This window comes from Cohnella hongkongensis, from assembly GCF_042654645.1.
In the GTDB taxonomy this organism is placed as follows: domain Bacteria; phylum Bacillota; class Bacilli; order Paenibacillales; family Paenibacillaceae; genus Cohnella; species Cohnella hongkongensis.
Map to the genome: position 1 here is coordinate 119,631 of NZ_JBHSEP010000018.1, position 12,351 is coordinate 131,981.

Below are 12,351 nucleotides of genomic sequence, written 5' to 3' on the forward strand. Positions count from 1 at the left end.
CTCCTCCTGACAATGATTAAGATAAAGCTGATCTTAAAATATGCTCCTTGGTCAGGTTGTCCGAATCGAACAGGCCTTTTGCCTCTCCTTGGTGCATCACCATTACCCGGTCGGACAATTGGATGACTTCCTCGAACTCCGACGATATGAGAAGCACGGACATCCCCTCGTCCGCCATTTTGCGAATCAACTCATAAATTTCCCTTTTGGCATTGATATCAATCCCGCGAGTAGGTTCATCCAGAATAAGCAGCTTCACTTTCTTCGCCAGCCACCGAGCCAAAATCGCCTTCTGCTGATTGCCTCCGCTAAGCAATTTGATCGGTTTGTCCGCCGAGGATGTCCGAATTCGCAAATCATCTATATATTGCCGGGTCAGCTTCTTTTCCTCATTATGGTCTATTCCCTTCCAACTCATCAGACTGGAGAAAAGCGGCATCGTAATGTTCTCGCTCACCGATAAAATCGGGAAAATGCCCAATTTCCGCCGTTCTTCCGGAACGTATCCGATCCCCATCCGGATCGCGTCGGCGGGCGAGCCGATCCGAACCTTGTGCCCGTCCCAGAATAGCTCCCCTTCGTCCGGAGACGTAACGCCGTAAATGGCATTCGCAAGCTCTGTCCGTCCGGCTCCTACCAATCCGGTAATGCCGAAGATTTCCCCGACATGCAGCTGAAATTCGATATTGCGGAACTCCTTCTTGCGGGTAAGTCCGCTGACCCGCAGCAGTTCCTTCCGGTTCCCCTTCCGGTTCCCGCTCTGCTTAAATTCCTCCATTTCGCCGCCGATCATTAATTTGATCATCTCTTTAACGGTGGTTTGCGCCGTGTGCAAAGTTGCGATGAGATGACCGTCCCTCATGACCGAAACCCGGTCTGAAATGCGCTGAATCTCTTCCATATGATGCGAGATATAGATGATCGATTTCCCTTCGTTGCGCAATTGATACAAAATGCTAAACAGATGCTCGGCCTCATTGGCCGTTAAGCTTGCCGTCGGCTCGTCCAGAATCAATATTTCCGCACCGAACGCCAGCGCCCTGCCGATTTGCACCAATTGTTGGAACGCGGCGCTTAGCTCCCCCACTTTTCGATTGACATCGATATCCGCCCCGATTTTCTTCATAACCGCTGCGGCTTCACGCTGCATGAGACGCCAATGGATGCGCGGAAAGCCGGGCTTTAACTTGGCCATGCCCAGAAAGATGTTTTCCGCTACCGAAGCATGCGGCACGAGATTCAGCTCCTGCGGCACGATGCCGATTCCCAGCGCAAGCGCTCTGATCGGCGAGGTTATCGAAACCTTGGACTGACCGATGAAGATTTCGCCGTCGTCCGGTTGATACAGCCCCATAACGATGTTCATCAACGTGCTTTTTCCTGCGCCGTTCTCCCCGATCAAGGCATGGATTTCACCCTTCCGCAGGCTGAACCCGACATTGTGCAGCACTTTAATCCCCGGAAAACTCTTGTTTATATTTCGCAGAGCCAAGGCTTCCAACTTGTTCACTCCCTTTCTGCAAGACCGGGAGCAAAGAGTTGCTTTTCTCAGAGAATGGCCCCTCTTTGCTCCGTCTCGTTATTGCTGCCCGGTTTTGCTCAAGTACTCATCCATGTTGTCTTTCGTCACGACATACGAGCCGGTCGGGACGGTTTCCGGCACTTCCTTGCCTTCAAGGATGTCGACCATATACTTAACGCTGTTGTATCCGATATCCGAAACGTTCTGCACCACCGTACCGGTGATGACGCCCTCATTGATAAACTCGATCGTCTCCGGCAAGTCATCCATGCCTACGATAAAAATGTTCCCGGCGTTGCCGCTATCCTTAACCGCCCGAGCGATCCCGATCGGATTGCTCGCATTGCTCCCAAAAAAGCCTTTGACATTCGGATGCGCTTGCAAAATGCTTTCGGTCAAGGAAACGGCTTTTTCCAGATCGTCGTTGTCCGCTTGCTCCTCGACAATTTTAATATTCGGATAGTTGGCCATCTGCTTCTTGAAGCCGGCTACACGCTGCGAATGGTTCGGCGCGCTGAGCGATCCGACCAAAATGGCCACTTCGCCCTCTTCATTCATCTTTTGCGCCAGCAGGGCTGCTAACATGGCGCCGTCTTCTTCGTTCTTGTCGTGCCCAACGTACATGAGGCGGCTGCTGTCTGGAGCGTCGGTATCGAATGTAATGATCTTGGCTCCCGCTTTGGTGGCATCGTTAATGACAGCCGAATCGGACGCGTCGTCCAGAACGGCAACCGCGATCGCGTCCGGCTTTTTGGAAACGACGGACTCGATTTTTTGCGCGTGCAAGACTACATCGGCCTGCGGCGGCGCATCGAACTCGATCTTCACATTGATGCCTTGCGACTTCAGCTCTTCAGCCGCTTTCTTGGCGCCGGTCTCCACCGCATCGTACCAAGGATGAACGACCTTCGGAATAAAGACGAAGTGATAATTTTTTTCGCCCTCAGCCCCCGCTCCTTCGGGACTTGAAGCGCTTACGGAAGGCTCCTGACTGGATGAAGGCGCTTCCTTAGAGCAGGCAGCCAAAAGAGCCACTACACCAGCAAGCAAAAAAATTGCAATTCTTTTCATATTAACTCCATTTTTTGATAGCAATTGAATACCCTCCCTCATTTATACCCTGCTACACAACCCATAAGTCCATTCATTCACCTTTTTAACTTTATCCCCTTGTGATCGATCCTCCTTTTGTCGGGATACAATTACAAGATAATCGAATCTGAAGCTTTTTGCAATCTTTTTGTAATTTTAGTTTTAATATTTGCTAATTTATAACCAAATAATGCGCATATCCAGTCGGATATGCGCATTATTTGGTTTTTTCTAGCATAGGATTGATTATTTCTCTCCAGAAGCGTAATAGACGATCGATTTCTCGTTCATCTCCTCGCCCGCCAGTTCCTTGACGATAGCGCCTCGATACATGACCAGTACACGGTCGCACATCCCAAGCACCTCGCCCAGATCGGAAGAGATGAGAAGAATCGAGCCGCCATGCAGCACGATGTCGTTCATAATATTATAGACCTCCACCTTGGAGGAAACGTCGAGGCCTTTGGTCGGGTCTTCCAGCAAATAGATCTTAGCGCGAGTCAACAGGCTTTTGGCTATCATCACTTTCTGCCGGTTACCCGCGCTTAAATGCTTCACTTTCATTTTCGCGCTCCGGGCGCGAATTCCCAGCCGAACCATATAGTCCTCGGCCACCCGGTTTTCCAAATCAAGGTCGATGATGCCGCCTCTCGTCATTGTCCTGAAATTGGATAAGGAAAGATTCTGATGGATGCCCAGCAAATGAATCAAGCTTTCGTTCCTGTCGCCGGGAATGTACCCAATCTGATGACGAATCGCATCCTTCGGAGATTGAATCCAGACGGGCTTCCTGTTGATATACATTTTGCCTGTCGTATTGCGGCCAAGTCCGACGATGGCTCTGGCTACAGCCGCGCAGCCGGAGTCAGACAGCCCGGTAATTCCGACGATTTCCCCTTGCCGCAGCAGGAAGCTGATATTCCGCAGCTTCTCCTCATTGTTTATTTTTTCAACTTTAAGCACTTCCCGGCCCTGCTGCTGCAGCTTGATTTTCGGGTACGGGTTGGTTAACCTGTCCTGCGTCATATTGCTGATGATCGTCTTTACGCTCTGTTTGTCCGCGCTGCTCGTTTCGATTACCTTGCCCTCTCGCATGATGGTAATCGTATCGGCGATCTTCATCATTTCGTCTAACTGATGGGAAATGAACAGCACCGTTAAGCCCGATTCGCTCAACCGCTTGATGAGACGGAGCACGTCATTCGATTCGACCTCGTCCAAATCGGCGGTCGCCTCGTCCAGTAAGAGAATTCGCGATTTCATGCAGACAGCGCGTACGACCTCGACGATCTTCTTCTCCAGGAGCGTAAGCCGCGACACCTTGCGGGTAAGGTCCATTTCGATATTCAAAGATTTAAAAATAGCGGAGACTTCCTTCTCCACTTCCGGCCAATTGATATAAACGGCAGAGCCAAACAAGCCGAAGTAAACGTTTTCAATTACACTCATCGCGGGAAACAGGTTTACCTCTTGGAAGACGGCCGCAAGACCGTTTTGCTGCGCTTGCACGGGATTCCGGATTGTCGCTGCCTTGCCGTCGATTAGAATCTCTCCCGTATCGTGCTGCTCCAACCCTAACAAAATTTTGACAAGCGTCGTTTTTCCCGCTCCGTTCTCGCCGATCAACGCCCGAATTTCTCCCTGCTTCAATTGCAGATTAATGTCTTGAAGCACCCGGTTGTTGGCATAGCTCTTAGCAATTTGTCTTAGCTCCAGCACGCATGGCTCCATAAGTCCGCCCCCTTACCCCTTGCTACTCTTCCAGATTGTATTTGGTAAACAGCGGTATTCCCTTCTCGAAAAAATATTGTTTGTATTCGTCGGGAACTTTATCGTTCGTCACGATCTTGTCCGCCTCATCCAGCGAGCCGCATTTGACAAATCCTTTTTTACCGAACTTCGTATAATCTGCCAGTACGATTAAATTTCCCGACACCTTGGAGATGCTGTTCCACACAAGCCCAAGCTCGGAGCTGTTGACGGTAAACCCCGAATCGAAATCTACGCCGTCTACGCCAATAAACGCCTGACTCACATAGATACCCTCAAGCATCTTGTTTGAAAAGTCTCCCACGAGCGATATGGAATTGTTGTTCTGATACGTCTCTCCTCCGGTTAAAATGACTTTAATTTCACGATTGGCGCTATATTCGATCCCAATCAGCACGTTATTCGTAACGATAGTCAGATTTTTTTTGTTTTTCAATTGCTTCGCCATTTGGTAGCAGGTCGATCCGGCGCCGATAATGATCACGTCGTTATTATTGACCATGTTCGAGGCGATAAAACCGATCGCTTCCTTCTCCTCCAGGTTTGGAACGACCTGAACCAATTCCTGCAAGGAGAAATCGTCCTCCGGATCTTCCACCAGAATAGCGCCGCCGTGGGTTCTTTTTATAAATCCCTCCATCTCAAGCTTGTCCAAGTCTCTGCGGACGGTCGCTTCGGACACGGACAGGATGCTGCTCAAACTGGAAATATCAATCTGTTTATATTGACGTAGAAAATCTTTAATTTTATCGATTCTTTTGACGGCAAACATAAAATACCCTCATTTATCTGTCATTTTCGAGCAAAAAGAAGCACGCCCTGACTATTTATAGCTTATTGTGCCCCTATCGAGTAGTCAACTCTAAATGTCGGGAGCGCCGTCCGCATCGGACGGTTTACACATCGCCAGAATTTCAACAAGAAGAGGCCGATCGGATTTCCCCGATGGACCTCTTGCCGACCAGGTGATGAAATGGCGCAGAGTTATGCGAATCTGTAATACAGCAGCAGGAACGTGGCCAGCACGAGCAGGAAGTTCAGCGCGACGAACACGATTCGCTCCAGCTTCGTCTTGTGCATCTCCACGGGAGGCTTGTAGAAGCTGACGCCTTCGATCACGAACAGCGCGAGCACGACATGGATCATGAAATGGCCGACGATCTCGACGTAGCCGAACAGCATCGTCGTCATGATGAAGATTAGCGTAAGCACGATGGACAGCAGCCGGTTCAAAATGCCGACGACGAGCAAATACCCGACGACGAACTCGACGAACGCGGCCAGTACGACGAACACGCCAGGATCGAAGCCGAACGTCGGCACGTTGTGGTTCTCGATAATGTCCAGGCTCATGGCCGGATAGATCCACTTCTCCACCGCCACCCAGCATAGCGACAAGCCGGTTCCCAAATACAGCAAAGGAAAGGACCACTTCTGCAGCGGCGTGCGGTAAAATCCGAGAGCGGCGGCGATCGCCAGGTAGAAGCCGTAATCCAGCATATGGAACAGGCCGTACTCTCCGATATAGTAGACGTAAAGCCCGAACAGGACGACGGAAGCCAGCTTGACGGGAAGAGGATGAGGGATCAGCAAAAGCGCGATCGTCGCCCAGATCGTCAGCTTCAGCGCCCCCTCGGGCGAAGCGAACTCGGGAGCGAACAGCCCGCCCTCGAGCAGCGACCAGAGCAGCGCGGCCGCCGTTCCGTACTGCAGAATCCGAAACGACCAGGGCCTCAGTCTCTCGACCTGCTCGTCCAGCTTGCCTAAAGCGGATATTTTCATGATCGAGGGCAGCAGCTGCGTCAGCACGGCCAGCAGCAGCGCCACGGCCAGCGCCGTTATCCCGAACACGGGGGACAGCACGTTTTCCAACGTTTCCTTAACCGGTGTAACGTCGGTAAACCATTTTACATGCGCGTAATGGATCATGGATCGTTCAATCTCCTGACGGGATGTCCCTGGATTAATCAGCACTCCACCAGTTTACCCCGAATCCCCCTGGATCGGAAACCTCATTTTTGGCGATCTTCATGACTCTCCTCGGGAGAGCGTTTCTCATTCGCTAGGCGGTCGAGGATATTCGAACGGCGACATTTCCCTTGACACCTGCAAAAGAAGAATGTATAATTAGCATTTATATGAAGATGTAACCCTCTGGTTTTTCTGCGTAAATGGGACAATTCCTCAAGTTTCCCCACACATTCCTTAATTCATCTCACGATCGGCTGCTGGAAGGAAACACGAATTCTCACTGGCGCGGCCACGGAGCCGCAAGAACGATAGAGAGGTAGGGCTATCGTTGTTTTCGTGCAAGTGATCAGGAAGATCGCGCGGTTGCGCTTCAGTTACAAAGGGGCTGTTCCCCAAGCCAACGCTTGGGGAACAGCCCCGTCCAATTTTCCCGCTAATGTCCGACGATGACCGGCACTTCCGCGTTCGCCGGAGACTCGCCTTCCTGCCTCTTCGGCTTGCGCAGCAGCAAGCCCAAAGCCGCCCCCGCCGCCGCAATGAAGATCAGAACAAAGAACGTCTGTCCGAACGCCTCGGCGAAGATCGGCAGATCCGGAGCCGGCTTCTGCTGCGCGACCATCAGATCCTGCATCTTCGTCGTCGAGATCGTCGTCAGCACGGCGACGGCGAACGACATCATGACCTGCTGCGCCGCATTCGTCAAAGACGTGACGCGGCCTACGAGGTTCAGCGGAGCAGACTGAATGAGATGCGTATTCAGAGGCATCATGAACAGGCCCATGCCAGCCCCTAGCAAGCCGAGCGGCAGCATAATCGCGAGCTTGCCGTCGTCTCCCGAGATGTTGGACAGCAGGAAGGCCGCTACCGTCGTAATCGCCATTCCGATAATGACGAGCGGGCGAGCGCCGAATCGGTCGGACAGCCTGCCGCCGATCGGCATGAACAAGCCGGAAGCCAGCGCCTGCGGAAGCATCATCAAGCCGGCCTCCATCGGGGAATAGCCTTTGGCTTGCTGCAGAAACAGCGGCACGAGGAACAGCGTCCCGAATAACGCGATCTGAGACACCCACTGTACGACGATTCCCTTCGTGAAGTTGCCGGAGCGGAAGACGCGAAGCTCGAGCAGCGGGTTCTGCTTGCGCAGCTCGACGGCGATAAACAGAATGAGCGCGACCAGGCCGATGCCGACTCCAAGGACGGTCGGAAGCTCGGTCCAGGTGGACTTCCCGGTCAGCGGATCGACGCCTCCTTCGGATACGCCGTAGACGAGCGCCGCGAAAGCGAGCGGACCGAGCACCATGCCGAGCCGATCGAGCGCCGCCACCGTCTGCCGACCGATATTCGGCAAGGTGCGAATGCCGAGCAGAATCCCGATGACGCCGATCGGGAGATTAAGTAAGAAGATCCAATCCCATGTGTAATATTCGACGAGCCAGCCTGCCAATACGGGACCGAGCGCAGGCGCGAGCAAGATCGGAATGCCCATCATGCCCATGACCGCTCCGACTTTGTTCGGAGGAGCGAGGCGATAGACGAACGCCATCGAGATCGGCACGACGACGCCGCCCCCGATTCCCTGCACGATCCGAAACGCGATCAGCAGCTCTACGCTTGTCGCCAGAGCGCACAGCAGGGAGCCGATCGTAAACAGGCCGACCGAGATAAGGAATACCCGCTTCGCGCCGTAACGGTCGGACAGCCACCCGGCCAGCGGAATGACGGCCGCCTGCGCAAGCGCGTAACCGATTACCGTCCATTGCACGAGCGACAGATTCGGCAGGTTGAATTCCTCTTGAAGCTTGGGAAGCGCGACGTTAACGGCCGTCCCGTCCAAAATAACCATAAATATACCGATGATGATGGCCACCAGCGGCCCGAGAATGCTGCGCATCGACATCGCGCGATCCTCCGCCGCCGGCGTCGTTGGGGATGACATAGACAACCTCCTATCCGATTGGAGAGGCTTCCCTTGCGCGATCTCTCTCGCCCATTTGACCGTCCATCGGACGGAAGGTACAATGGAGCTATGCGGACGCTGCATGGAAAAGCCTTCTTTAAGCGGACAATTGTCCGCTTAAACTCGATGTTACCGGACAATTGTCCGGTTGTCAACCTATGGTGTGTGAACTCTACGTTAAAAATAGCGAGGTGACGCCTGGTGTCCATTCGACGGGAACGCAGAGACGCGACTGAGAATCGTCAGCTGATTCTCCAGACGGCTCATGAATTGTTCAGCGAATACGGCGTCCAGCCGGTCAGCATGCATCAGATCGCCAAGACGGCCGGAATCGGACAAGCGACTCTCTACCGCAAATACGCGCATAAGGGCGATTTATGTCTGGATATGCTGCATGAATACGGAAACAAGCTGATTCGCGAGATTGCCGACTATCTGGAGCAGAACAAGAACGAGTCTGCGGGAGTGCGGCTGGCCGAGATTGTCGGCTACTGGATCGATACGATCGAGGATAAATCAGAGCTGCTGCTGGAGACCGAAGCGAGAATGAACTGCGCCGACGATCGGGGCAACTTCTTCCATTCGCCGATGTACCGGTATGCCCGGGAGAAGATCGCGGAGCTGCTCGGCGAGATCGCCGCGTCTAGTTCGACGCCGGGTTTCGACGCCGATCTTGCGGCCCACTCTCTCATCTGTTCGCTGTCTCCGGCAGGGTACTTTCAGATTCGGAAGGAAAAAGGCTACACGCCCGAGCAGATCAAGGAGCATTACCGGCGGATGTGCCTTCTGGCGACCGAAGCTCCGTCCATCCACAGTCAAGCCTAGAGAACGAATCACGAGCCCGCTGGCATGCGAAAGGCCGAACTCCGCAGAAAAACAGTTTCTGCCGGGGTTCGGCCTTTTTCTCTATGCCCCGAAGGTGCTCTTCTGGCGTTCGCGCGCCACCCGAGCCCTCCTCTCGGCGACGATAATCGCCGCCGTTACCGCCTCCACCAGAAACACCGCGCCCAGCACGTCCATGACGACGTGTTGTTTCACGAACAAAGTGGATAAAATAATTAAAGAGGACATCCCGGTAATCAGCGTCACATTCCATTTGTTGCGGAACGAACTCGTCCAGATCGCCCTCATCACCATGTAGCTGGAGAAGCAATGAATGCTCGGAAAGCAGTTAAAGGGCTGGTCTCGATTGTAGATATACCGCATCAGCATGGAGAACGGATCGTCCCCGATCACGACGGGACGGGCCACCGTCGTCTGAAACAACGAATAGATCAGATAGCACAGCAACGCGCAAAGCGCGTAAGTCATCAGATTCCGATAATAGACCTGAATATCCTTCTTAAAAAAGTAAAACAAACAGACGTAGATGTAGAAAATCCAGATCGAGTACGGCAGCGCAAACCACTTGACGAACGGGATCGCCTCATCCACCCCGACCGCCAGACTGTAGACTTCCCGCTCGTCGACGTTGTTCGTCATGGCGTACATCCATCCCAGCACGGGAAACATCAGCATAAGCAGAAGCGGCGAGTACTTTTTCCAATCGATCTTTCCAAGGTTCACGCACTTACCCCCTCATATATATCTACTGCGTCAACCTCTCATTCATGCTCAGGCAGGTGACTGACATAACTGTTCGAAAGCCGCAGAAGCTCTAACGCGCGGCGGTATTCGTCTTCCGTGACGTCGGTCTCGCTCGGTTGGCCGCCGTCGAACGGGTAGAGAATTCCGTCCTCGTAGCCCAGCCCCGGGACAAACACGCCCCTGCCGTTCACGAAGGAGCCCGAAGGCAAATAGTATCTTTGCGGCAGCAGGTTCTCGGTATGGTTCAGCAGATCCTGACCGAAGTGAATATGCCCCTTGAGCGATATCCCGAGCAGATTCGCCAGCGTCGGGAAAATGTCCGCATGCCCGCCCAGCTGAGAAAACGCCTGCGGCTCCGTTACCCCCGGGGCGGCGATCGTCAGCGAAACGCTCAGCATCTCCGGGAATTGGTAAGGGTGTTCGCATATTTCCGCCATCAGCATCTTCTCATGCTCGGTTAGCGAATACAGCGGAAGCCCGAGATGGTCTCCGTAGACCACCAGCACCGATTGCTCCCACAGGCCGTCTCTCTTCAGCCGGTCGATCAGCTCGCCAAGCGCGAAGTCCGCATAGTTCTGGGCTTGAATATAGTCGCCGACGAGCGTATTCTCATAGCGCTCCGGCAGCTCGAAGCGAATTTTGCGCTCCGGCAGGTTAAACGGATGGTGGGCGGTCATCGAGATCACATGGGCATAAAACGGCTTGCCGTCCCGGCTCGCCTTCAGCAGCTCGTCTGCCGTTTTCTCGTACAAAATTTCATCCGAAGGACCGAAAAACACCATATCGTCGTCCCCGAAAAAATCGGCGTCGTAGTAGCGGTCGAACCCGAGTCCCCGGTACAGCTCCTCGCGATTCCAGAACTGAACGTCGTTCGTATGGAACGTAGACGTCCAATAGCCGTGCTCCGCCAGCTTCTTCGGCATGCTCGGCAGCTCCCGTCCGCCGTATTCCTGCGACGCCGCTCCGTACTGCGGAATGTAGAAGGAAGTATTGACGACGAATTCCGCATCCGACGTATTTCCTTGGCCGACCTGCTGGTAGAACCGGGGGAAGTAGAAATTTTCCCTCGCCAGCTGATTCATGACGGGCGTCACTTCCTTCCCGTCGATGCGAAGATCGATCAGGAAACTCTGGAACGCCTCCAGTTGAACGATGATGACGTTTTTCCCTTCGGCCGCCCCCCAGTAGAGCGGGTCTTCCGGATCCCGAATGCCCTTCAGCTCCGCGATCGCCTCTTCGGTCACGTTGCCCGGGTCTTCGATCTCCTGCGTGGCGCTGGCGAGCACCGCGTAGGCCTCGTAGTTCAGAATTCCCATATGCTCGGCCTTCTTGAGCTCGTTGATGCTGCCGCTGTAGTTCCAGACCGCCGTTACGCAGCCGATCAGCGAGACGACGAATACGGCGGCGGTCAGAACGGCGGACTCCCTTTTCGCCAAGGATTTGGCCCAGCCCCGGAACTTGCGGCTGGCGTATAACAGCAGAAACACGACAATATCGGTATAGATGAACAGGAAGTAAGGATGCAGCAGGGAGAATACGCTCCCCTTCACTTCCGTCACCTGGTTCACCTGCTGCAAAGCGTGATAGGTCACAATAACGCCGAAGTATTTGTAATACATAATCACGGCGAAGTAGATCGACGTCACCATGACGTTCACCGTCAAGTAGAAGCCCAGCTTGCGCTTCGGCGCGAACCACTCGATCAGACAGAACAATACCCAGATGGAAGGGATGTCCGTAGCGAGCTGCAGCCAGATCGAAGCCCCGTCGAAGACGACAAGGCGCGCCAGCAAAATCTTGAGCACCATAATGAGAGAGAAGAAAACGAACGGCTTGGACAGCCATACTCTCCATGAAGCTTTCATTTCGTTCACCTCCCGAACCTTACTTATTATACAAAATGTTAACTAGGCGTTAAAGCCTTACAAGCAGGAAGATCACCTAAAGGTTGGCTAAAGAATTTCGCTTCGCGTATAATGCAAGCAGTATCGGCTAATTCCGACCGCACACCAAACTTCGAAGGGGGATTCCCTATGGCGATATCCTATACGAGATCCTATGATCATATTCTGGACGACTTGTCTCGGGCGCTGACGACCGTTCCGCAGTTTTACGAACTGTTCGAGATGGAGGAGGCCGACTGGAGCAGCCTGTCCAAGGACGAGCGGGAAGTATGCGTCCGCACGCTCGCCGACGATCTGTTCTACCTGCTCGGATCCGATCGGACCGCGAAGGTCGGGCTGGGAACGGCGGAATACGATTCCGGCCACGCCGTTATCAAGATTACGGCGGACGCTCAGCTCGTGCACGTCATCTCCTTGCGCGAGTCATAACCACCGGCTTAGCCGGTGGCTTCCATCAGCCCTATAAGGGCATGGTACTAGCAAGCGCCTAAGAAGGCGCCCTGAAAGTCTGCCAACCGCGAGCGGTCTCGGGCTTGCCCCTTAAAGGG

General features: G+C 53.6%; 10 protein-coding genes. 2 read left to right on the top strand and 8 right to left on the bottom strand.

Annotation, left to right across the window (positions count from 1 at the left end; translation table 11 throughout):
- Positions 1-16: 16 nt before the first annotated feature.
- From ACFO3S_RS20940 to ACFO3S_RS20965, 6 genes are all read right to left on the bottom strand, one after another.
- Positions 17-1,501, bottom strand: coding sequence for a sugar ABC transporter ATP-binding protein (locus ACFO3S_RS20940; protein WP_378100056.1), 1,485 nt, complete (start codon positions 1,499-1,501; stop codon positions 17-19).
- 78 nt (positions 1,502-1,579) lie between these two features.
- Positions 1,580-2,593 (bottom strand): substrate-binding domain-containing protein, encoded by a 1,014-nt coding sequence (locus tag ACFO3S_RS20945; protein ID WP_378100058.1) that lies wholly within the window; start codon positions 2,591-2,593, stop codon positions 1,580-1,582.
- Positions 2,594-2,860: 267 nt separating this feature from the next.
- Positions 2,861-4,345, bottom strand: coding sequence for a sugar ABC transporter ATP-binding protein (locus ACFO3S_RS20950; protein ID WP_378100060.1), 1,485 nt, complete (start codon positions 4,343-4,345; stop codon positions 2,861-2,863).
- A gap of 22 nt (positions 4,346-4,367) precedes the next feature.
- Positions 4,368-5,156 (bottom strand): DeoR/GlpR family DNA-binding transcription regulator, encoded by a 789-nt coding sequence (locus ACFO3S_RS20955; RefSeq protein WP_378100062.1) that lies wholly within the window; start codon positions 5,154-5,156, stop codon positions 4,368-4,370.
- Positions 5,157-5,368: 212 nt separating this feature from the next.
- Positions 5,369-6,313 carry a DoxX family membrane protein gene (locus tag ACFO3S_RS20960; RefSeq protein WP_378100064.1) on the bottom strand — a complete coding sequence of 315 codons (945 nt, stop codon included), beginning with the start codon at positions 6,311-6,313 and terminating at the stop codon, positions 5,369-5,371.
- Between the two features lie 475 nt (positions 6,314-6,788).
- On the bottom strand, positions 6,789-8,291 hold the full coding sequence (locus ACFO3S_RS20965; protein WP_378100066.1) for a DHA2 family efflux MFS transporter permease subunit: 1,503 nt from the start codon (positions 8,289-8,291) through the stop codon (positions 6,789-6,791).
- 222 nt (positions 8,292-8,513) lie between these two features.
- Between ACFO3S_RS20965 and ACFO3S_RS20970 the strand changes: the two genes are divergently transcribed.
- Positions 8,514-9,137 carry a TetR/AcrR family transcriptional regulator gene (locus ACFO3S_RS20970; protein WP_378100068.1) on the top strand — a complete coding sequence of 208 codons (624 nt, stop codon included), beginning with the start codon at positions 8,514-8,516 and terminating at the stop codon, positions 9,135-9,137.
- A gap of 81 nt (positions 9,138-9,218) precedes the next feature.
- Here ACFO3S_RS20970 and ACFO3S_RS20975 read toward each other — a convergent pair whose 3' ends face one another.
- A complete protein-coding gene (locus ACFO3S_RS20975) occupies positions 9,219-9,878 on the bottom strand; it encodes a phosphatase PAP2 family protein (RefSeq protein WP_378100070.1) in 660 nt (219 codons plus the stop codon).
- Between the two features lie 38 nt (positions 9,879-9,916).
- Positions 9,917-11,764 carry an LTA synthase family protein gene (locus tag ACFO3S_RS20980; protein WP_378100072.1) on the bottom strand — a complete coding sequence of 616 codons (1,848 nt, stop codon included), beginning with the start codon at positions 11,762-11,764 and terminating at the stop codon, positions 9,917-9,919.
- A gap of 168 nt (positions 11,765-11,932) precedes the next feature.
- On the opposite strand from ACFO3S_RS20980, the gene ACFO3S_RS20985 reads away from it, so the two are divergent.
- Positions 11,933-12,232 carry a hypothetical protein gene (locus ACFO3S_RS20985; RefSeq protein WP_378100074.1) on the top strand — a complete coding sequence of 100 codons (300 nt, stop codon included), beginning with the start codon at positions 11,933-11,935 and terminating at the stop codon, positions 12,230-12,232.
- Positions 12,233-12,351 lie beyond the last annotated feature (119 nt).

Excerpts from the sequence above, each read along its gene's own strand:
- ACFO3S_RS20945 (WP_378100058.1), bottom strand. The coding sequence starts at position 2,593 with ATGAAAAGAATTGCAATTTTTTTGCTTGCTGGTGTAGTGGCTCTTTTG.
- ACFO3S_RS20965 (WP_378100066.1), bottom strand. The coding sequence starts at position 8,291 with ATGTCATCCCCAACGACGCCGGCGGCGGAGGATCGCGCGATGTCGATG.
- ACFO3S_RS20955 (WP_378100062.1), bottom strand. The coding sequence starts at position 5,156 with ATGTTTGCCGTCAAAAGAATCGATAAAATTAAAGATTTTCTACGTCAA.
- ACFO3S_RS20960 (WP_378100064.1), bottom strand. The coding sequence starts at position 6,313 with ATGATCCATTACGCGCATGTAAAATGGTTTACCGACGTTACACCGGTT.
- ACFO3S_RS20980 (WP_378100072.1), bottom strand. The coding sequence starts at position 11,764 with ATGAAAGCTTCATGGAGAGTATGGCTGTCCAAGCCGTTCGTTTTCTTC.
- ACFO3S_RS20950 (WP_378100060.1), bottom strand. The coding sequence starts at position 4,345 with ATGGAGCCATGCGTGCTGGAGCTAAGACAAATTGCTAAGAGCTATGCC.
- ACFO3S_RS20985 (WP_378100074.1), top strand. The coding sequence starts at position 11,933 with ATGGCGATATCCTATACGAGATCCTATGATCATATTCTGGACGACTTG.